The organism is Pseudomonas sp. S2_A02 (assembly GCF_054668495.1).
On the sequence record NZ_CP162776.1, the window covers coordinates 799322 to 821536 of the forward strand.

Genomic DNA, 22215 nt, shown 5'->3' on the forward strand with positions numbered 1-22215 from the left:
AATCCGACGATGATACAGATCAGTGCCCTGCCCGCCTTCACCGACAACTACATCTGGTTGTTACAAGACCACAGCACCCAGCGCTGCGCCGTGGTCGATCCGGGCGATGCCGCGCCAGTACAAGCCTGGCTCGCGACGCACCCGGGTTGGGTGTTAAGCGATATTTTGATCACTCATCACCATCATGACCATGTCGGCGGCGTCGAGCGGCTGAAAAAAGCGACAGACGCGACAGTCTACGGCCCGGCCAGCGAAAGCATTCCGGCGCGGGACGTGGCGCTCAAGGACAATGACCGCATCAACGTGTTGGGTTGGGACTTCGACGTCATCCAGGTGCCGGGGCATACCCTCGGGCACATCGCCTTTTATCACCAGGGCCATTTGTTTTGCGGCGACACCCTGTTCGCTGCCGGTTGCGGACGGTTATTCGAAGGCACGCCGGAGCAAATGCATCACTCGCTGAGCCGCCTCGCGGCGCTGCCCGAAGACACGCTGGTCTACTGCACCCACGAGTACACCCTGAGCAATCTGAAGTTCGCCGCAGCAGTCGAACCGGGCAACCCCGACACCCTCGAACGGCTGGCCAAAGTGACCCGGCAACGTGAAGCCGGAATCATGACGTTGCCTTCGACGCTGGCACTGGAAAAGCTCACCAATCCGTTTTTGCGTACCGGCGAAACATCCGTTAAAGAAAAAGTGGACGAACGGAACGGAACCGATAACCGGGCTCCGAGTGCGGTTTTTGCTGCCCTTCGAGCTTGGAAAGATACGTTCTAGGGAGGCTGCTTGACGATACAAAAATTCTGAATGGTTGACCGCAGGGGGTGCGCTTTCTAGAATCGCCCGACATTTTTGCCCGGAACTTACTTCCAGCCAATGTCGTCACCTATTCGTAAAGCCATCAATTCAGACGCATTGACCCGCTTGGCTCAAGCCATCGCGGTGGCTGTGTCCGCCACTTTGGCGGGCTGTTCCAGCCACGTGCCGCAGACCGAAGCGACACACACTCCGAATATTGCCGCGCGAGCCAAGCAAAAACCTGTCTGGCTCAGCGAAAAACCCACACCGCAAATACCACAGGACGTCTGGGAGCGCATGCGCCAAGGCTTCCAGTTGCAGGACAACCTGGGCGTCAACCCGCGCATCGAGCAACAGCGCCTGTGGTTCGCCAGTAACCCGTCCTTCCTCGAAAATGCCGGCGAACGCGGCAGCCTCTACATTCACTACATCGTCGAACGCCTTGAAGAACGCAACATGCCGCTGGAACTGGCGCTGTTGCCGGTGATTGAAAGCGCCTACAACCCGATGGCCTATTCCCGGGCCGACGCGGTGGGTCTTTGGCAATTCATTCCTTCCACCGGGCGTTATTTCAACCTGCGTCAGACCCGCTTCTACGATGGCCGTCGCGATATCACCGCCTCGACCACCGCGGCCATGGATTACCTGACCCGCCTGCACGACATGTTCAACGGCGACTGGTTGCTGGCCCTGGCGGCCTATAACGCCGGCGAAGGCACGGTCAGCCGGGCCATCGAGCGCAACGAACGACTCGGCCTGCCGACTGACTACTGGAACCTGCCGCTGCCTGCGGAAACCCAAGCCTATGTGCCTAAGTTGCTGGCCCTGTCGCAAGTGGTCTTGGCGCCCGAAGCGTATGGCGTGAACCTCAACCCGATCGCCAACGAACCGTACTTCCAGGTCGTCGAAATCAACCAGCGCATGGACCTGTCCAAAGTTGCCGCGGTGGCCAACATCGACGAAGACGAACTGTTCCAGCTCAACCCAGCCTTCAAGCAGCGCACTACCATCGACGGCCCCCAGCATCTGCTGGTGCCAACATCCAAGGCGCAGCTGCTGACCGCCAGCCTGTCGACCATGCGTCCTGACGAGCTGATCAGTCAGCGATCGCTCAAGCCTGTGTTCGAAGGCGCAGACGAGAGCGAAATCGCCAACCTCAAGCGCGCCTATCGGGTCAAACGTGGCGACAATCTGGGCACCATCGCCAAGGCCAACAAGGTCGACATCAAGGACCTGCAACGCTGGAACAAACTGACGGGCAAAGACCTCAAGGTCGGCCAGACCCTGGTGATGCAGGACACCACCAAGCGCAAATCCGGGCGCGTCAACACTGTGGTGGCGGCGAACAGCAAGACGAATGGCAAGGTAACAAACAAGACGCAACAGACCCAGTACAAGGTCAAGCAAGGCGATTCGCTCTACATGGTCGCCAAACGCTTCAACGTTGAAATGCAGCACCTCAAGCGCTGGAACCCTAGGGTTGGCCAGGCGCTGAAGCCGGGGCAGATGCTGACGGTTGCTTCGCCGAATTAAGCAGCAGGCCCTATCGAGGGGCTTTTGTGGCGAGGGAGCTTGCTCCCGTTGGGTTGCGAAGCAGCCCCAAAACCTGAAACCCGGTGATTTCTGACACACCGCGTATCTAGGTTTACGACTGCTTCGCAGCCGAGCGGGAGCAAGCTCCCTCGCCACAGGTTCTGCGATCCGCCGGACCTTCACCTACGCAATTAACCACGCATTAACCCCCCGTCTTTTTCCTGTCGATACAAGCTGTTACTGTACGGCACACAAAGCCCAAGCCGCCTGGATCGGATCTCTGACTTGAAGCGTCCCCTCCTCCTGCTCCTGATCAGCCTGGCCTTGAGCTCCCCCGCCAGCGCGACGATCAGCGAAAGCCATGGTTATGCGCAGTTCGGCACGCTCAAGTACCCGGCCAGATTTACCCACTTCGACTGGGTCAACCCGCAAGCGCCCAAGGGCGGTACGTTGCGGGTGATGGCGTTTGGCACCTTCGATACGCTCAACCCTTACACATTCAAAGGCTCGAGCCCGGTTTCCACCGCCAACTTCCTGCAGTACGGCATCAACGAACTCAATGAACCGTTGATGGTCGGCACCGGCCAATACGCGCCGTCCGGCGATGAGCCGACCTCCAGTTATGGCCTGATTGCCCAATCGGTGGAATACAGCGAGGACCGCAGCTGGGTGGTGTTCAACCTGCGCCCCGAAGCGCGCTTCCACGATGGCACGCCGATCACCGCTTACGACGTGGCGTTCTCGTACCGGTTGCTGCTCAAGGAAGGTCATCCGCAATACCGCACCAACCTTCAGGAAGTGTCGCGGGTCGACATCCTCAACTCACGGCGCATCCGTTTCGTCTTCAAGCGCGCCGGCAATCCGCTGCTGATCCTGCGCCTGGGCGAGTTGCCGGTGTTGCCCCAGCTTTACTGGGAAGGTCGCGATTTCAAGGCCACCACCTTCGAGCCGCCGTTGGGCAGCGGGCCGTATCGCATTACCTCGGTAACGCCCGGGAGGCAGATCGTCTTCGAACGGGTCAAGGATTATTGGGGCAAAGACCTTCCGGTCAATCGCGGCAAGTACAACGTCGATCGCATGGAAGTCGAGTTCTACCGTGACAGCGACGTGGCCTTCGAAGCGTTCAAGGCCGGTGAGTTCGACATTTACATCGAACACCAGGCGAAGAACTGGGCCAATGGCTATGACTTCCCGGCCGTGCGCCGTGGCGATGTGATCAAGGCGCAGATCCAGCACCAGATCCCGACCCAGAGCCAGGGCCTGTTCATGAACACCCGGCGACCAACCTTTGCCGAGGCCAAGGTCCGCGAAGCGCTGGGGCTGATGTTCGACTTCGAGTGGACCAACCGCACGCTGTTCAGCGGCGCCTACAAGCGCGCTATGAGCTACTACCCCAACAGCGAGTTCTCTGCCACCGGGCTGCCTGTCGGTCATGAATGGCTGCTGCTCAAGCCCTATCGCGATCAGTTGCCCGCCAAGCTGCTCACCGAGCCGTTCAGCCTGCCGCAGACCGAAGGGCGCGGCATTCCGCGGGAAACCATGCGCAAGGCCCTGGAGCTACTCGCCGAGGCCGGCTGGAAGCTCAACGGTCAACGGCTACAGAACACCATCGGCCAACCGTTGCGTTTCGAGGTTCTGCTGGTCAACCCGAACCTGGAGCGCATCCTTCAGCCTTACGTCGAGAACCTCGCCAGCATCGGCATCGACGCACGGCTGCGCACGGTCGATCGCGCCCAGTACAAACAGCGCCTCGATCAGTTCGATTTCGACATGATCCTGATGACCCTCAACCAGACCCTCAGCCCGGGCCTGGAACAATGGCAGTACTTCCACTCCAGCCAGGTCGGCGTCAAGGGCAGCAAGAATTACGCAGGTATCGCCAACCCGGTGGTCGACCATTTGCTCGAACAATTGCTCGCCGCCCAGACCCGTGATGCACAAGTCGCCGCCGGCAAGGCGCTCGACCGGGTGCTGCTGTGGCAGCACTACATCATTCCCAACTGGTACCTCAATTATCACCGCCTGGCCTACCGCAACCGGTTCGCCTTCGTCACGACGCCGCCCTACACTCTGGGCCTGAGCGCGTGGTGGCTGAAATCTTCGGAGAAAGATCGATGAAACCCGTACGCGTCCTGCTCTTGCAGGCCAGCGCTCTGTTGTTCGCCGGGCTGGCCTGCGCCGCCCCGCAACATGCCCTGACCCTGTACAACGAGCCGCCAAAATACCCGTCTGATTTCAAACATTTCGATTACGTGAACCCCGACGCGCCCAAGGGCGGAATCTTCCGTCAGGCCGGCTTCGGCGGCTTCGACAGCCTCAACCCGTTCATCAACAAAGGCGTGCCGGCCGACGACATCAGCATGATCTACGACACCCTGGCCAAACAGGGTCTGGATGAGCCGTTCACTCAATATGGCTTGATCGCCGGCAAAATCGAAAAAGCCCCGGACAACAGCTGGGTGCGCTTCTACCTGCGTCCCGAAGCACGCTTCCACGACGGCCACCCGGTACGCGCCGAAGACGTGGTGTTCAGCTTCCAGACCCTGATCAAGGATGGCGCCCCGCTCTACCGCGGCTATTACAGCGACGTGGAAGAAGTAGTCGCCGAAGACCCGCTCAAAGTACTGTTCAAGTTCAAGCACAAAAACAACCGCGAATTGCCGCTCATCCTCGGCCAGTTGCCGGTGTTGCCCAAGCATTGGTGGGCGAGCCGCGACTTCAACAAGGGCAACCTGGAACTGCCGCTGGGCAGTGGCCCGTACAAAGTCAGCGAAGTGAAGGCCGGACGGTCGGTGCGCTATGAGCGGGTCAAGGATTACTGGGGCAAGGACCTGCCGGTCAATCGTGGCTTCTACAACTTCGACGTGCTGACCACCGACTACTACCGCGACAACACCGTCGCGCTGGAAGCGCTCAAGGCAGGTCAGTTCGACTACTGGCTGGAATCGGCCGCGAAAAACTGGGCCAAGGCCTACAACATTCCGGCGGTGACCGAAGGTCGGCTGATCAAGGAAGAAATCCCGAACGGCAACCCCACTGGCATGCAAGGCTTCGTGTTCAATCTGCGCCGCCCGGTGTTTCAGGATGTGCGCGTGCGCCACGCGCTGACCCTGTTGCTGGACTTCGAATGGACCAACAAACAACTGTTCAACGGCGCCTACGCGCGCACCCGCAGTTTTTTCGAAAACTCGGAAATGGCCGCCACCGGCCTGCCGGACGCCGATCAACTGGCGATCCTCGACCCGTTCCGCGGCAAGATTCCCGAGCAAGTGTTCGGCGAGGCATTCCAGAACCCGGTGACCGACGCCAGCGGCATGATCCGCGTCCAGCAGCGCCAAGCCTGGCAATTGCTGCAAGAGGCCGGCTGGCGGATCGTCGACGACAAAATGGTCGACGCCAACGGCAAACCGGTGAGCATCGAATTTCTACTGGCCCAGACCGAGTTCGAGCGGATACTGCTGCCGTTCAAGCGCAACCTCAGTGATTTGGGCATTGATCTGGTGATCCGTCGGGTCGACGTCTCGCAATACATCAACCGCGTGCGCTCGCGGGATTTTGACATGATCGTCGGCAGCTTCCCGCAGTCCAACTCGCCGGGTAACGAACAGCGTGAGTACTGGATGACCGACGCCGCCGACAAACCCGGCAGCCGCAACTCCATGGGTTTGAAAGATCCGGTGGTGGACCAACTGGTCGAGCAACTGATCAACGCCGATTCGCGGCAAAGCCTGGTGGCCCATGCCCGGGCGCTGGACCGGGTGCTGCAATGGGGCTATTACGTGATCCCCAACTGGCACATCAAGACCTGGCGCGTGGCGTACTGGAGCCACATCGGCCACCCGAAGGTTTCGCCCAAATATGACATCGGCATCAATACCTGGTGGGTCAAGCCCAACGCGACATTGCCGATAGAAGTCGAAACCAAACTGCAAGCCGACCCTGCAGGCACGGAGTAATCAGATGCTGGCGTATATTTTTCGGCGACTGCTGCTGATCATCCCGACCCTGCTCGGCATTTTGCTGATCAACTTCGTGATCATCCAGGCGGCCCCCGGTGGGCCGGTGGAACAGATGATCGCCAAGCTCGAAGGCTTCGAAGGCGCCACCAGCCGCATTGCCGGCGGCGGTGCCGAAGTCTCGGTGGCTGGTTCTGCCTATCGCGGCGCCCAAGGCCTGGACCCGGCGCTGGTCAAGGAAATCGAGCACATGTACGGCTTCGATAAATCGGCGCCGGAACGTTTGTGGATCATGATCAAGAACTACGCCACCCTGGATTTTGGCGACAGCTTCTTCCGCGACGCCAAGGTCATCGACCTGATCAAGGAAAAGATGCCAGTGTCGATCTCCCTCGGGCTGTGGAGCACGCTGATCATGTACCTGGTGTCGATCCCGCTGGGGATCGCCAAGGCGACGCGGCACGGCAGCCACTTCGACGTCTGGACCAGTTCGGCGATCATCGTCGGTTACGCGATCCCGGCGTTCCTGTTCGCCATCCTGCTGATTGTGGTGTTCGCCGGCGGCAGTTATTTCGACTGGTTCCCGCTACGGGGCCTGACTTCGAACAACTTCGATGAACTGAGCACCGGCGGCAAGATCCTCGATTACTTCTGGCACCTGGCACTGCCGGTGACCGCATTGGTAATCGGCAACTTCGCGACCATGACGCTGCTGACCAAGAACAGCTTCCTCGATGAAATCAACAAACAGTATGTGGTCACTGCCAAGGCCAAGGGCCTGACCCGCCATCGCGTGCTGTACGGCCATGTGTTTCGCAACGCCATGCTGCTGGTGATCGCCGGTTTCCCTTCGGCATTCATCGGGATCTTTTTCACCGGCTCGTTGCTGGTGGAAGTGATCTTCTCACTCGATGGCATGGGCCTGATGAGTTTTGAAGCAGCGATCAACCGCGATTATCCGGTAGTCTTCGGCACGCTGTTCATCTTCACCCTGCTGGGGCTGGTGGTGAAACTGATCGGCGACCTCACGTATACCTTTGTCGATCCGCGCATCGACTTCGAAAGCCGGGAGCATTGAGATGAACTTGTCCCCTCTCAATCGCCGACGTTTCGAACTATTCAAGGCCAACAAGCGTGGCTGGTGGTCGCTGTGGCTGTTCCTGATTTTGTTCGGCGCAAGTCTCGGCGCCGAGCTGATCGCCAACGACAAACCGCTGGTGGTGCACTACGACAATGCCTGGTACTTCCCGGCACTCAAGCGCTACCCGGAAACCGCGTTCGGCGGCGAATTCCCGCTGGAAGCCAACTACAAGAGTCCGTACATCCGCGAACTGCTCAAGGCCAAGGACGCTTGGGTCTTGTGGGCGCCGATTCCCTACAGCTACCAAAGCATCAACTATGACCTGAAAGTTCCGGCCCCTGCGCCGCCGTCCTCCGACAACCTATTAGGCACCGACGATCAGGGCCGTGACGTGCTGGCCCGGGTGATTTATGGCTTCCGGATTTCGGTGCTGTTCGCTTTGACGCTGACCATTCTCAGCTCGATCATCGGCGTGATCGCCGGGGCGTTGCAGGGTTTTTATGGTGGCTGGGTCGATCTGGCCGGACAGCGTTTTCTGGAGATCTGGTCCGGGTTGCCGGTGCTGTACCTGCTGATCATCCTCGCCAGTTTCGTGCAGCCAAATTTCTGGTGGTTGCTGGGGATCATGCTGCTGTTCTCGTGGATGAGCCTGGTGGATGTGGTGCGCGCCGAATTCCTGCGCGGGCGGAATCTGGAATACGTGCGCGCGGCCCGGGCGCTGGGGATGCAGAATGGTGCGATCATGTTCCGCCACATTCTGCCCAATGCGATGGTCTCGACCATGACCTTCATGCCGTTCATCCTGACCGGCGCCATTGGCACCCTCACCGCCCTGGATTTCCTCGGCTTCGGCCTGCCGCCGGGCGCGCCGTCACTGGGTGAACTGGTGGCCCAGGGCAAATCCAATCTGCAAGCGCCGTGGCTCGGTATGAGCGCGTTTGCGGTGCTGGCGCTGATGTTGAGTCTGCTGGTGTTCATCGGCGAGTCTGCTCGCGATGCCTTCGACCCGAGGAAGTGAAATGAATCAGGACAATCTGATCGAAGTGCGCGACCTGGCCATCGAATTTATCGTCGGCGAGCGCGTTCAGCGGGTGGTCGAAGGCGTGAGCTTCGACATCAAGCGCGGCGAAACCCTGGCGCTGGTGGGTGAAAGCGGCTCCGGCAAGTCGGTGACCGCCCACTCGATCCTGCGACTGCTGCCCTACCCGCTGGCCCGGCATCCGTCCGGCACCATCACTTATTCCGACCGGAACCTGCTGGACCTGAAAGAGAAAACCATCCGCCACATCCGCGGCAACCGGATTGCGATGATCTTTCAAGAGCCGATGACCTCGCTCAATCCGCTGCATTCGATCGAGAAGCAGATCAACGAAGTCTTGGGCATCCACAAAGGCCTGACCGGCAAAGTCGCGACCAAACGCACGCTGGAACTGCTGGAAATGGTCGGCATCCCCGAACCGGAGAAGCGTCTAAAGGCCCTACCCCACGAATTGTCCGGCGGCCAGCGCCAGCGGGTAATGATCGCGATGGCCTTGGCCAATGAGCCGGAATTGCTGATCGCCGACGAACCGACCACGGCGCTGGACGTGACCGTTCAACTGAAAATTCTCGAACTGCTCAAGGAATTGCAGGCCCGTCTGGGCATGGCGCTGTTACTGATCAGTCATGATTTGAACCTTGTACGAAGAATTGCGCATCGCGTATGTGTCATGCAGCGCGGTTGCATCGTCGAACAGGCATCGTGCGAAGAATTGTTCCGCGCGCCGCAGCATCCGTACACGCGGGAACTGCTGGCAGCGGAGCCCAGCGGCAAACCGGCGACCAACGTGATTGGCCCGCCATTGTTGCAGGTCGAGGACCTGAAAGTCTGGTTCCCGATCAAGAAAGGCTTTCTGAAAAAGACCGTGGACCATATCAAAGCGGTAGACGGTATCAATTTCAGCCTGCCCCAGGGCCAGACTCTGGGGATTGTGGGAGAAAGCGGTTCCGGCAAGTCGACGCTCGGCCTGGCAATATTGCGGCTGATCGGTAGCAAAGGCACCATCCGTTTTGAAGGCAAGCAGCTAGACTGCCTGACGCAGAGTGAAGTTCGACCGCTGCGGCGGGAGATGCAGGTGGTGTTCCAGGACCCCTTCGGCAGCCTGAGCCCACGGATGTGCGTGAGTCAGATCGTCGGCGAAGGCCTGCGAATCCACAAGATGGGCACTGAAGCAGCACAGGAACAAGCGATTATTGCGGCACTCAAGGAGGTAGGTCTGGACCCGGAAACCCGGCACCGCTACCCCCACGAATTTTCCGGTGGGCAGCGGCAGAGAATCGCCATTGCCCGTGCATTAGTGTTAAAACCGGCGTTGATTCTGCTGGACGAGCCGACTTCGGCCCTCGACCGCACCGTGCAACGCCAAGTGGTGGAGCTGCTACGTTCACTGCAAACCAAGTACAACCTGACGTATTTGTTTATCAGCCATGACCTGGCTGTCGTCAAAGCGCTGAGCCACCAGTTGATGGTGGTCAAGCATGGCCAAGTGGTCGAACAGGGAGACGCGCAAAGTATCTTTGCCGCCCCCCAACATCCGTATACACAGCAGTTGCTGGAAGCCGCTTTTCTGGCACCAGCCACTGCGCAATAAACCTGAAAAGAGGAGCAACACATGGGTTTTCTCGCCGGTAAGCGCGTACTGATCGTCGGTGTCGCCAGCAAGCTGTCCATCGCATCCGGCATCGCTGCCGCCATGCATCGCGAGGGCGCTGAGCTTGCCTTCACTTATCAGAACGACAAACTCAAGGGTCGTGTCGAGGAATTCGCACAAGGCTGGGGTTCGAGCCCTGAGCTGTGCTTCCCGTGCGACGTGGCCAGCGATGAAGAAATCGCCAAGGTCTTCGAAGAGTTGAGCAAGAAGTGGGACGGCCTGGATTGCATCGTGCACTCCGTCGGCTTCGCCCCGGGCGACCAACTGGATGGCGACTTCACCGAAGCCACCACCCGTGAAGGTTTCCGCATCGCTCACGACATCAGCGCCTACAGCTTCGTGGCCCTGGCCAAGGCTGGCCGCGAAATGATGAAAGGCCGCAATGGCAGCCTGCTGACCCTGTCGTACCTGGGTGCCGAGCGCACCATGCCGAACTACAACGTAATGGGCATGGCCAAGGCTTCTCTGGAAGCTGGCGTGCGTTACCTGGCCGGCTCCCTGGGCCCGGATGGCACCCGCGTGAACTGCGTATCGGCTGGCCCGATCCGCACCCTCGCCGCCTCCGGCATCAAGAACTTCCGCAAGATGCTGGCCGCCAACGAAGCGCAAACCCCGCTGCGTCGTAACGTCACCATCGACGAAGTCGGCAACGCCGGCGCCTTCCTGTGCTCGGACCTGGCGTCCGGTATCAGCGGCGAAATCATGTACGTAGACGGCGGCTTCAACACCACCGCCATGGGCAACATCGAAGAGTGATCTTCGGTTAGCCAATAAAAAACCCGCCTCTTCAGGCGGGTTTTTTTGTGCCTGCCATTTCACAGTCGATGCAATCCCCTTGTGGGAGCGAGCCTGCTCGCGATGACGATGTCAGACGCACTGCATGTATCGACTGACAAACCGCGAGCAGGCTCGCTCCCACAGGGGATGGTGTTCAGTCGTCAATTGGAGACAGACACCGGGCAAACAGTTGTTGAATCGGCAGGCTGCGCTGACTATAACGCTGCAACAGCACGATCTCACGATAGAACGTCAGCTCACCCAACGGGATGACCCGCACCTTCGGCCCATGCTCAAGCCACAGCCCCGCCTCGGGCAATAGCGAAACGCCCAGCCCGCATTCGACCATTTTGACGATAGCTTCCAGCTCATCCAGCTCCAGAGCCACCTGCACATCAATCTGCTGCTCGCGCAAAAAGCGAGTCACCAGGCGACCACCGAAAGAATTACGGTCGTAGCGTACGTGGGGATGGTTGGCGAGCAACTGCAGCGAATCGTCGCCCTCAAGATCTGCCGGCACGATCAGCACAAACGGCTCCCGGCGAATGACTTGCACCGACAATTCCTTGGGTAATTCAAATGGCGGCTTGATCAGTATTGCCAAGTCCACTTCGCCGGTGTCCACCTGACTCAACAGATTCAGGGACACCCCGGGCACCAGCTTCGCCTCCAGCAACGGTGCCTGTTGCCGGAGTCGCAATAACGCTCGCGGCAACAACCCGGTCTGGACGGTCGCCACCGCGCCGATCTTCAATTCGCCACGAAACTCGCCGACGTCGTCACTGACGGCCATGCGGTTGAAGGTCTCAAGAATCTCCCGAGCCATCGGCAACGCCCGCTGCCCCGCCGCATTGAGAATCGCCTGACGGCCGGTACGATCGAACAGGCGAATGCCCAATGCCTGTTCGAGATTGCGAATCTGCGCGCTGACCGCCGACTGGGTCAGGCCAATATGCATGCCTGCCGCAGCGAACGTGCCATGACGTGTCACGGCAATGAAGGTTTTCAATTCCCGGAGCATGGGCTCTCCAATTGATCGAAATAATTTGAGCTCGCTGCAAAAACTATCGTCTTTCAATCAAAAAGCACAGGACTAAACTCGGTCTTAACTCTCAACCCGTCGAGGCACGACCGATGCAACTGTCCCCTTTTCACTTGGCCATCCCGGTTTACGACTTGGCCGCTGCCCGGCGCTTCTATGGTGAAGTGTTCGGTCTGGAAGAAGGTCGCTCCAGCGACCACTGGGTCGATTTCAACTTTTTCGGCCATCAACTGGTGATTCATCTGGCACCGAAAAACGCTTCTCAGGAAGCAGCCCATACCAACGCCGTGGATGGCCACGACGTACCGGTGCCGCATTTCGGTGTGGTATTGGGGATCGAGGAATGGGAGACGCTGGCCGAGCGCTTGAAAGCCCTTGGCACGCGTTTCGTGATCGAACCGGGCATCCGCTTTCAGGGATTGGTGGGCGAACAAGCGACGATGTTTCTCTTCGACCCCTGCGGCAACGCCCTGGAGTTCAAGGCGTTCAAGAATATTGATCAGTTGTTCGCCAAATAGGTGTTGGCTGTCAGGCCTGCTCGCGAAGAGGCAACAATGCACTATCGGCCCATCACCTTCTCAGCTTCACCCAGCAGCTCTACAATCGAGTCATAAACCGTCGGCTCAAACTCGATCTGCCCGATACTGAAGCGAATGTCATAGCCACGATGCGCCGTGGCATTGCGTTCATCGAGTATTTCTTCGAGGCGCGCTCTGATCGCGGCGATTTCCACGGCGTCGGCGCCGGTCAACAAGGCAGCAAACTCATCGCTGCCGAGCCGGCCGATCACATCGCTTTCACGAAAGGCGATGCGTAGCACATCGGCGAAGGTTTTCAGGGCATCGTCGCCCTCGGCGCGACCGTACAGCTGGTTGATGCGCTTGAAGTCATCAAGGTCGAAAAACAGCAGGGTCGCGGGTTTGCCCAACTGCTGACAGGCCTCCAGCCCTAACTGAGCCAAAGCCTCGAAGCCGTGACGATTGGAGAGCAGGGTCAATTCATCCATGCTCGCCATCTGCACGCCCATCAGCGCTTGCTCGGCCTTGCGCGCCAAGTCGCGCAATACATCGCGATCCTGTATTGCGCTGTCGAGTGCATTCGGCGCACGCATGTCTGCACCAGCGCCGGGTTTGAGCGGTTTGCCTGGGGTTAACATCACTCACTCCTTGATGGATATGAACGTTAGAGTCGCGCATACCCGGTATGACTCCCTATAAACGCGCCGCTGGTCAGCTTCCTGCCAGCGGACACGGCCCTCCAGCATCGGCCCAGAGTTTGAACTGGGTGACGAAAATATCGTGGGGCACCGGCACCGGCGCCCGCCCCTCACCCGGATTCCAGCCCCAAAGCACCAGCTTATCGTCGCTGACGTGCTTGATCAGCGCCGCAAAATCACGGTCGCCATTACTGGAACGATCCTTGATCATCGCGCACAACTTGTCGGCCGGCAGGCCGATCCAGGCCATTTTGTGCGCAGCCGGCGGCAGGCTCCAATGCGGCGCTCCGGGCGGCGCGTGAGGGCCATAACTGGCCGGCGGATTGCTTTCGGCATGACATGTAGCACACGGCAAACCGGCCGCGCCCTTGCCATCCATTCCGCGAACCACATTCATCGCATGAGGAATACCGGCGTTGAACTGCAGCGGCGAATCGCCGGGGATATGACAGTTCTGACAACGCGGGCTCTGGAACACTTTCTGCACCGTGTCGAACGCCTTTACCGCCTCTTTATCATCAGCGAACAGGTCCGAAGCATAGCCACCCAGGCCGATCAGCATCACAGCGCCAAGAAACACATGTCGTCTCATCTCACACCCCCGACAATTGCAACGGCAGTTCCCGCAGACGCTGCCCGGTCAGGGCAAACACCGCGTTCGCCACTGCCGGCGCCACTGGCGGTACACCGACCTCGCCGATGCCACCGGGCTTGTCGCTACTGGGGACGATATGCACCTCGACCACCGGCATCTCGTTCAGGCGCAGGACCTGATAATCGTGATAATTGGACTGTTCCACCTGACCGTTCTTAAACGTCAGTTTGCTGTGCAAGGTAAATCCCAGGCCAAAGGTGATGCCTGATTCCATCTGCGCGGCGATGCCCTGCGGGTTGACCGCAATGCCGCAATCCACCGCGCACACCACCCGATGTACACGAATCGCCAGGTTATCCTGCGACACCTCGGCCACTTGAGCGACGTAACTGCCAAAGGACTCATGCACCGCCACGCCCAATGCGTGGCCATCCGGCAAGGGGGCTTTCCAGTTGGCTTTCTCCACCACCAGATTCAGCACGCCCAAATGCCGTGGATGCGCCTTGAGCAGAGCCCGTCGGTATTCCACCGGATCCTTGCCGGCGGCGTCTGCCAGCTCATCGATCAACGACTCCATGACGAATGCCGTGTGGGTGTGCCCAACCGAGCGCAACCACAGCACGCTGATGCCGGTTTGCGGTGAATGCAGTTCGACCTGATGGTTGGCCAGCCCCTCAAGGTAAGGGCTGTCGGCCACGCCTTCGACGGAGGTTTTGTCGATGCCATCCTTGACCATGGTCGCCGCGAACGACGTGCCCGTCAGAATCGACTGCCCGACCAACACATGCTTCCAGGCCATTGGCATGCCGTCAGCACCCAGCCCGATGCGCGCCTGATGCAAGAACGCCGAGCGGTAGTAACCGCCGCGAATGTCATCCTCTCGGGCCCAGACGGTTTTCACCGGCCCGCCCGCTGCCTTGGCGACGTACACGGCTTCGCTGACAAAATCAGAGGTCGGATTGGCCCGACGCCCGAAGCCGCCACCGAGGAATTGGGTGTGGATCTCGACCTGTTCGGGTTTGAGCCCGGTGATCTTCCCGGCGATCATCTGATCCAGTGTTTGAAACTGCGTGCCGGTCCAGATTTCGCATTTGTCCTTGGATATTTTCACCGTGCAATTGAGCGGTTCCATCGGCGCGTGAGCCAGGTACGGCACGCTGTATTCAGCCTCAATCGTCTTCGCCGCTTTGCCTAGCGTCGCCGTCGCATCCCCGGCCTTACTGGCGGAAATGCCGGGGGTGGCGGCGAGTTTACGAAAGCTCTCCAGCAGCTGTTGGCTATCCAGCCCGGCGTTCGGCCCCAGGTCCCATTCGACCTTCAGCGCATCGCGCCCCAGCTTCGCCGCCCAATAATGATCGGCAATCACTGCGACACCCGTGGGTACCTGCACCACTTTGTGCACCCCCGGCACCACCAGCGCCTCGGCACCTTCGAAGGATTTGACGCTGCCACCGAACACCGGTGGGCGAGCGACCATCGCCGTCATGAGCCCGTCGAATTGCACGTCCATGCCGAACTTCGCCTGCCCGGTGATTTTCTCCGGAGTGTCGAGGCGCTTGGTGGGTTTGCCGATGACCTTCCAGTCTTTGGCGTCCTTGAACTTGATCGAGGCCGGATCCGGCATCGGTAACTTGGCGGCGTCATCCGCCAGTTCGCCGTAAGTGGCGCGTTTGTCGCCAGCAATGACCACGCCTGACTCGGTGCGGATCTGCGAAGGTGCCACGTCGAATCGCTTGGCCGCCGCTTCGATCAGCATCAAGCGCGCCGCCGCTCCGGCCTGGCGATAGCGGTCGAACTCCATCCAGGTCGACGTCGAACCGCCGGTGATCTGCATTCCGCCAAACGCCGGCAGGCCATAATCGGCCGCCGAGGCTGGCGCATGTTCGACGCGGATTTTCGACCAATCGGCGTCCAGCTCTTCGGCAATCAACATGGTCAGGCCGGTCCAGATGCCCTGGCCCATTTCAGAATGGCCGAGCAGTACGGTGATGCTGTTGTCGTTGCCAATGCGTAAAAAGGCATTGGGGGCGAAGACGTTTCCTTGATTCTCGGCGCCGAGGGCAAAGCGATGGGCACCCGGGATGACAAATGCCACCACCAGACCGCCGCCCAACACCGCACTGCCCTTGAGAAAACCGCGACGCGAGACAGGGTTGATTCTGTTCATGGGTCAGCTCCCTTCGACGTGGTATCAACCGATCTCGGCGGCGCGTTTGACTGCAGCGCGGATTCTTGGGTAGGTGCCGCAGCGGCAGATGTTGCCGGACAGCGCCTGGTCGATGTCGCTGTCGGTGGGCTTGGGGATCTTCGCCAGCAACGCTGCCGCCGACATGATCTGCCCCGACTGGCAATAACCGCACTGAACCACGTCGAGTTCGGCCCAGGCTTGCTGGACCGGGTGCGAGCCATCGGCGGACAAGCCTTCGATGGTGAGAATTTTCTGCCCGTGGGCCACCGTCGTGGCGGGCGTGATGCAGGAGCGCAGCGGCGCGCCGTCGACGTGTACGGTACAAGCGCCACACTGGGCCATTCCGCAACCGAATTTGGTGCCCGTCAGGTGCGCGACATCGCGCAGCACCCAGAGCAACGGCATGTCCGCGGGGACATCCAGTTCCTGGTCCTTGCCATTGATATTAAGGGTCAGCATTACGGGTTTCCTCAGACTCACGGTGTTCTGAAGGGGCGCCTCTGCCGCGACGCCATCATTTTTTGTGTAGGAGCGAGCGGTGCGGCGATCCGACTTGCCCGCGAAGGCATCTTTGCTGTCACACCGCGTTATCGTTCTTCGCGAGCAAGCTTCGCTCCTACAAGGTCGGCGTTACGCGCGCCTTGGGTTATCCATACAGCTAAGCGCAATTTAACTCACAAGCCATGTTCATCGACCACCGGTCGCTCTACGCGGGTTGATCGGAAAGCTGGGCCAGGCCCACCTAAAAGCAAACCAATATCATTTGCGAGACTTCCGGCCATTTGCTTTAATCGCGACCAATTCTTATTTGCACCGCGACGCCGGTCGCCATGGACGTGTGCTCTCAATGACAATCGCTGACTTTTCTTCGGTTCAAAACCTCTATGCCTGCCACCACCAATGGCTGTACGAGTTGTTGCGTCGACGCCTCAGCAATGCGATGGATGCCGCTGACCTGGCTCATGACACCTTCATGCGAGTGCTCAAGCGCCCGCAGGCGTTTGACTGCGATGTTCGCGAACGCTCCTATCTGGCGACCATTGCTCGCGGTTTGTGCATTGATCACTGGCGTCGTCGGCAGTTGGAGCAAGCGTGGCTGCAGACCGTCGCCGCACGACCTCCTGCCTTGCAACCTTCACCGGAACAGCGGGCGATCATCGTCGAGACCTTGCACGAAGTGGACTCCCTGCTGCAGCGCTTGCCCAAGCGGGTCAGCGATGCATTTATCCTGGCTCAGTTGCACGGCATGCCCTACAAACTGATTGCCAGCGAGATCGGCGTGAGCGAGCGCATGGTCAAGAAATACCTGGCCCAGGCCATGATGCACTGCGCGATCCTCGAGGCCGAGCTCGATGGGTTGCTGATTGAATAACCCCATGCCCGCCGTCCCTTTGAAAAACTCAGCCATGCCAGCCTTGAGCAAGCGGCCCAGTGGTATGTGCAACTCCACGACCCACAAGTGGCCGATCACGAACGCCTGCGCTGGCAGGCCTGGCTGGCGCAAAGTGCCGACCATCAGGACGCCTGGCGCTACATCGAACGGGTCGGCGAGCGCTTCACTCCGCTGCAACACGAGAACGAGCAACAGGCTGTCAGCCAAGTCCTGCGCAGCAGCGGCCGTTCGCCAATCAGTCGCCGCCAGACCCTCAAGAGCTTGCTGATACTCACCGCTGGCAGCCTGACGGGATGGGCTGCCTGGCGCGGTACGCCGCTGCCGGAAACACTCGGCCGGCTCACTGCCGACCTCGCTACCGGCACCGGGGAAACCCGCGAAACCGTGCTCAACGACGGCAGCCGGATCTGGCTGAATGCACTCAGTGCGCTGAATGTCCGCTTCGATGCCATGCAACGCTTGCTGCAGTTGCAGTGCGGCGAAGTGTTGATCGACACCGCCAAGGACCCCGGCCGACCGTTCCTGGTGGAAACCGCCCAAGGGCGACTGCGGGCGCTGGGTACCCGCTTCAGTGTTCGTCTGGAGGATCGACAGATATTGCTGAACGTCTATGAAGGAGCGGTTGAAGTTCGCACCCGCCAAGGCGCGATACAGGTTGTCGAGGCCCACCGGCAACTGGCGTTCAACGACAGCGCAATGGCGCTGAGCACCGCCGCCAGCCCCTCACGGGAAGCCTGGCGCCATGGCCTGCTGCTGGCAGACAACCTGCCACTGGGCCAGTTGATCGACGAATTGAACCGCTACCGACCGGGACATTTGCACTGCGATCCGGTCGTCGCCGAGCTGCCGGTGATGGGCTCGTTCCCCCTCAAGGACACCGATCAGGCATTGCGCCTACTGGAAGCGGCATTGCCGATCCGGGTGCAAAAGACCTTCCCCTGGTGGGTCAGCGTCGGCCCGAAAGCCTGAGTAGAAAAAACTCTTTTTCGGCAATCGGTTCCCTTTTGCCTTTCTCGTTCGGTTAACCCCTCAGAAGCACCTCACATTGCCGATCGAACTGATTCCAGGGAACGCCATGTCACGCAACGCCTTCACCCGCACTCGTTTTGCCCTGCGCCCCTTGGCGCTGGCCCTGCCGGCCGCATTCCTGAGTTTTTCAGCGCCGTTCGCTCAAGCAGACACCACGGGCGTCAGTGAACAGTCCAGCCCCCGAACACGCCATTACGCGATAGCGGCGGGACCATTGGCAAGCGTACTCAATCGCTTCGCCGAGCAGAGCGGAGTCTTCCTCGCCGGTCACAACGACCTCGCGGCCGGCAAGCGCAGCCCCGGCCTCGATGGCGACTACACCGACTCGCAAGCGTTGCAGCGTCTGTTGCAAGGCAGCGGCCTGCAAGCCAGCCCCCAGGGCAACGGTGGCTATGTGTTGCAAGCAGCGCCTGCGTCGCAAGGCGCGCTGGAACTGGGCGCCACGACCATCTCCGGCCAAAGCCTGGGCGCCACTACTGAAGATACTCATTCCTACACCACCGGCTCGACCTCCTCGACCACCGGCCTGCCGTTGTCCCTGCGCGAAACACCGCAGTCGGTGACCGTCATCACCCGTCAGCAAATGGACGACCAAGGCTCCACCAGCATCGCCGATACCCTGCGCCGCGCCCCCGGCATCAGCGTGCAGAACTACGACAGCGAACGCTGGGAGTTTTCCAGCCGAGGCCTGCCGATCACCAATTTCCAGTACGACGGCGTCAATACCGACTACGACGGCGTCTACGATTACGGCACCACCAGCACCGACATGGCGACCTTCGACCGCGTTGAAATCATCAAAGGCGCAACAGGCCTGATGACCGGCTCGGGCGATCCCTCGGCCACCGTCAACCTGATCCGCAAGCGCCCGACCAAAGCATTCAAGGCATCGATTGCCGGCACGGTCGGCTCCTGGGACAACTATCGCAGCGAAGGCGACATTTCCGGCCCGCTAACTGAAAGCGGCAACGTGCGCGGGCGGTTCGTCGGGGTCTATCAGGATCGCAGCGCCTACATGGATCACTACCAGAACACCAAGGACATCGCCTACGGCATCCTCGAAGCGGACCTGACCCCGGACACCCTGCTGACCTTCGGCATGGACCAGCAAAATACCCGTTCGCGCGGCGCCAGCTGGACCGGTTTCCCGATGTACTCCAGCGACGGCTCCCGCACGAACTTCTCCCGCTCCTTCAACCCGGCCACTGACTGGAGCCGTCGCGACTTCACCAACCAGACAATTTTCGCCTTGGTGGAACAACGACTGGACACTGAAAGTCAGCTACGACCGCAAACACCGCCAGCACGACACCCTGCTCGGCTCGGCCAGCGGCGGCAATCCGGACCCGATCACCGGTAACGGCATGTTCATGTACATGGGCAAGTTCAAGGGCGATCAGGTTCAGGACAACATCGACATCAACCTCACCGGCCCCTTCAGCCTGTTCGGTCGCGAGCATGAGTTGATCGCCGGTTTCATGTCGATGAACGCCCGCCAGGACATCCCGGTGCACGGCTCGGTCTATCCGGCCCTGGACGGCAGTATCTTCGACTGGCGCGGCGAGTTCCCCAAACCGGACATCCCGCGCGTCGGCGATAACGACATCGTCCAGCGCCAGACCGGAGCCTACCTGGCGACCCGGCTCAAGCCCACCGATGATCTGTCTGTGATCCTCGGTGGCCGGGTCAGCGACTTCAAGGGCAGCGACCACCTCAACTACAGCGATCCGAACACGCCCGACGTGCGCGACGGTTATCGCCAGACTGGCGTGGTCACCCCTTACGCCGGGCTGATCTACGACCTCAGCGATACTTATTCGCTGTACACAAGCTACACCAGCATCTATCAGCCACAAATGAGCAAGGACGCCGCGCGCCAACTGCTCGACCCGGTGGAAGGCGACAGCTACGAAGCCGGCATCAAGGCCGAATACTTCGGTGGGCGCTTGAACGCCAGTTTTGCGGTGTTCCGCATTGAACAGGACAACATCGCCCAGTACGTCAGCGGCTTCGAAACCGAGTCGGTGTACACCGCCGTTCAGGGCGCGACCACCAAAGGCTTCGAGTTCGAACTGGCCGGTGAAGTGATGGAAGGCTGGAACCTGTCGGCCGGCTACACCTACAACCACACCCGCGATGCCAAAGGCGATTACGTCTATGGCTCGGTGCTGCAAACCACCGCCCCAGAACAAGTGGTGCGCGTGTTCAGCACCTATCGACTGCCCGGCGCGTGGGAAAACCTGACCGTGGGCGGCGGTGTGAACTGGCAAAGCGAGTTTTTCGGCAACGTGTTCCAGCCCAACCCCTCCGATACCGTCAACTTCGGCCAGTACTCACGCATCACCCAGGACAGCTACTACCTGGTGGACCTGATGGCACGCTATCGCTTCAACGATCACCTGAGCGCGACGGTCAACGTCAAAAACCTGTTCGACGAGACCTATTACACCGGACTGGGCAATTTCGGCACCGGCTTCTACGGCGAACCGCGCAGCCTGCAACTGACGACCAAGTGGGATTTCTGATCAGAGGCCGAAAAACTACGGATTGTTCTGTTTTACAAACGCCGAACTGAACTGGTAATTGTCGCCGAAGGCATCAAATTTAATCGCGCCGTTCAGCACTTGCAGGCGATAGATAAAATCATCTTTGTCGTCCTTGGCGATGATCAGGTTACCGGCCATCAATGGATACTGCTCATGTAGCTCCAGCACGCGATCATTGGCGATGCGAACGTTCATGCGAATGTCCGCCGTCTCGGTCGCGCTGTTGTCAGTGGATGTCACTATTTTCAGAATCAGCTCCCCGACTCGGGGCTCCTCGGAATTGTTCACCACATAACGCCCCTCGCGCTGGCTCGCAACGACGGGGTGCAGCTTTGCGTCAGCAACTTTGAAGGCAGTCGGCCGGGTTTTTGCGCTCAAGATCCATTCGCCGGGACCATGCCAGGTTCCGCTTTGAAATCCATGGGCGTCAGGCGTGCCTTCCAGATACCAGGTACCCGTCGTGCCACCTGCGTCATCCAATTCATGTAACTGCACCCCGCCATCGTCGTAAGGGCCGCCGATCAAGCGAATCGGTTTGCCGCTACCGCTTTTGGGGTAGCGAACTTCGCCGACGTAAGCCGCACCCTGCACTTGCCACCAGAGCTCGACCGCGATCTTGCCGTCAACGGTGCCACGCAACATCACCGGCGCCTCTCCGACAGGCCCTTCGAGACGGCGTGTCTGCGTCCACTGAGCGTGCTTCAATTCGCGGTCAGTGATGTCGGTGTAACCCAATGGCATCAGAGGCGTTGCCTCGGAAGGCATCTGTGCCACCTTGATGTTCTCGGTCAGCATCACAGGCGTGTTGCCCTGAATCTCCCACGTCGCACTCTGATGCCAGCAGCAACCGCTTTTGGACTGCGTCAGCAAGCGCTTACCCGCGATGTCTATGCCGAACAGACCGAGTTGTGGCTCACGGGTGAGGTCAGAGAAAGCGTTGTTCAAGACCAGGGTCGGGCTCTCGGGATCGAAGAGATAGATGTCATAGGATGGACCGCCGTAGCCAGCGTCATTGCCGTTACGAACGGCCAGGTCTTGTTGCCCGTCGAAATTGAAATCGCCGAACACCAACAGGCTCTGCTCGGTGTAAGCCAGTGTCTGGCCGTTCTGTGACTCAGGTTTGAATAGCCCGAACGCCTCGGTGGATTCGATGCGCTGCAACACTTGGCCGCCAGCCTTGTCCTTCAGCGTGATCGCCGCCGGAGCACCATCGAAAGACTGCGTAAACAGCACGTCGATGACGTACTTTTGCGCAGGGTCCGTGAGGTGGTAAGTCAGCGGCTCGGCACTGACGACAGCGGCAACGACAGCAGCGGCGAACGAGCAGGAAACAGCCAATAAACGAGGGGCAACCATGATGCTGAGCGTCCT

At 59.9% G+C, this 22215-nt stretch carries 17 protein-coding genes and 1 pseudogene; 12 read left to right on the top strand and 6 right to left on the bottom strand.

Going from position 1 to position 22215, the window contains the following annotated elements; all coding sequences use genetic code 11:
- Positions 1–9: 9 nt before the first annotated feature.
- From gloB to fabI, 8 genes are all read left to right on the top strand, one after another.
- Positions 10–777 (top strand): hydroxyacylglutathione hydrolase, encoded by a 768-nt coding sequence (gloB, locus tag AB4O41_RS03350; protein WP_460146216.1) that lies wholly within the window; start codon positions 10–12, stop codon positions 775–777.
- Between the two features lie 99 nt (positions 778–876).
- The gene (locus AB4O41_RS03355) at positions 877–2331 is read left to right on the top strand and encodes a transglycosylase SLT domain-containing protein (protein ID WP_460146218.1); all 1455 of its coding nucleotides are present in this window, start codon (positions 877–879) and stop codon (positions 2329–2331) included.
- Between the two features lie 285 nt (positions 2332–2616).
- Positions 2617–4449 carry an extracellular solute-binding protein gene (locus AB4O41_RS03360; RefSeq protein ID WP_460146220.1) on the top strand — a complete coding sequence of 611 codons (1833 nt, stop codon included), beginning with the start codon at positions 2617–2619 and terminating at the stop codon, positions 4447–4449.
- Positions 4446–6287 carry an extracellular solute-binding protein gene (locus AB4O41_RS03365; RefSeq protein ID WP_460146221.1) on the top strand — a complete coding sequence of 614 codons (1842 nt, stop codon included), beginning with the start codon at positions 4446–4448 and terminating at the stop codon, positions 6285–6287. Before AB4O41_RS03360 ends, AB4O41_RS03365 begins: the two co-directional genes overlap by 4 nt.
- Positions 6288–6291: 4 nt before the next feature.
- Positions 6292–7365: a microcin C ABC transporter permease YejB gene (locus tag AB4O41_RS03370; protein WP_123495110.1), complete on the top strand. Its 1074-nt coding sequence runs from the start codon at positions 6292–6294 to the stop codon at positions 7363–7365.
- 1 nt (position 7366) lies between these two features.
- Positions 7367–8386, top strand: a complete 1020-nt coding sequence (locus AB4O41_RS03375; protein ID WP_460146223.1) for an ABC transporter permease — start codon at positions 7367–7369, stop codon at positions 8384–8386.
- Between the two features lies 1 nt (position 8387).
- Positions 8388–9998 (top strand): ABC transporter ATP-binding protein, encoded by a 1611-nt coding sequence (locus tag AB4O41_RS03380; RefSeq protein ID WP_460146225.1) that lies wholly within the window; start codon positions 8388–8390, stop codon positions 9996–9998.
- A gap of 21 nt (positions 9999–10019) precedes the next feature.
- On the top strand, positions 10020–10814 hold the full coding sequence (gene fabI, locus AB4O41_RS03385) for an enoyl-ACP reductase FabI (RefSeq protein WP_090282903.1): 795 nt from the start codon (positions 10020–10022) through the stop codon (positions 10812–10814).
- 175 nt (positions 10815–10989) lie between these two features.
- On the opposite strand, the gene AB4O41_RS03390 is transcribed toward fabI, so the two are convergent.
- A complete protein-coding gene (locus AB4O41_RS03390; RefSeq protein WP_460146227.1) occupies positions 10990–11856 on the bottom strand; it encodes a LysR family transcriptional regulator in 867 nt (288 codons plus the stop codon).
- A 113-nt stretch (positions 11857–11969) separates the two neighbouring features.
- Here AB4O41_RS03390 and AB4O41_RS03395 point away from each other — a divergent pair, with 113 nt between their 5' ends.
- The gene (locus tag AB4O41_RS03395; RefSeq protein WP_460146229.1) at positions 11970–12395 is read left to right on the top strand and encodes a VOC family protein; all 426 of its coding nucleotides are present in this window, start codon (positions 11970–11972) and stop codon (positions 12393–12395) included.
- Between the two features lie 41 nt (positions 12396–12436).
- Here AB4O41_RS03395 and AB4O41_RS03400 read toward each other — a convergent pair whose 3' ends face one another.
- From AB4O41_RS03400 to AB4O41_RS03415, 4 genes are all read right to left on the bottom strand, one after another.
- Positions 12437–13033 carry a GGDEF domain-containing protein gene (locus AB4O41_RS03400; RefSeq protein WP_460146231.1) on the bottom strand — a complete coding sequence of 199 codons (597 nt, stop codon included), beginning with the start codon at positions 13031–13033 and terminating at the stop codon, positions 12437–12439.
- 73 nt (positions 13034–13106) lie between these two features.
- Complete coding sequence (locus AB4O41_RS03405) at positions 13107–13685, bottom strand: hypothetical protein (protein WP_460146233.1); 579 nt, start codon at positions 13683–13685, stop codon at positions 13107–13109.
- Position 13686: 1 nt separating this feature from the next.
- Complete coding sequence (locus AB4O41_RS03410) at positions 13687–15855, bottom strand: xanthine dehydrogenase family protein molybdopterin-binding subunit (protein ID WP_460146235.1); 2169 nt, start codon at positions 15853–15855, stop codon at positions 13687–13689.
- A 24-nt stretch (positions 15856–15879) separates the two neighbouring features.
- Positions 15880–16335 (bottom strand): (2Fe-2S)-binding protein, encoded by a 456-nt coding sequence (locus AB4O41_RS03415; RefSeq protein ID WP_460146237.1) that lies wholly within the window; start codon positions 16333–16335, stop codon positions 15880–15882.
- Positions 16336–16723: 388 nt separating this feature from the next.
- On the opposite strand from AB4O41_RS03415, the gene AB4O41_RS03420 reads away from it, so the two are divergent.
- From AB4O41_RS03420 to AB4O41_RS03430, 3 genes and pseudogenes are all read left to right on the top strand, one after another.
- Positions 16724–17248, top strand: a complete 525-nt coding sequence (locus AB4O41_RS03420) for a sigma-70 family RNA polymerase sigma factor (RefSeq protein WP_460146239.1) — start codon at positions 16724–16726, stop codon at positions 17246–17248.
- 66 nt (positions 17249–17314) lie between these two features.
- Positions 17315–18238 (top strand): FecR domain-containing protein, encoded by a 924-nt coding sequence (locus AB4O41_RS03425; protein ID WP_460146241.1) that lies wholly within the window; start codon positions 17315–17317, stop codon positions 18236–18238.
- Positions 18239–18344: 106 nt separating this feature from the next.
- Positions 18345–20823 (top strand): annotated as a pseudogene (locus AB4O41_RS03430) (TonB-dependent siderophore receptor).
- Positions 20824–20838: 15 nt separating this feature from the next.
- Here AB4O41_RS03430 and AB4O41_RS03435 read toward each other — a convergent pair.
- Entirely contained in the window at positions 20839–22200 is a 1362-nt protein-coding gene (locus AB4O41_RS03435) for an XAC2610-related protein (protein WP_460146243.1), read from the bottom strand.
- Positions 22201–22215: the final 15 nt, after the last annotated feature.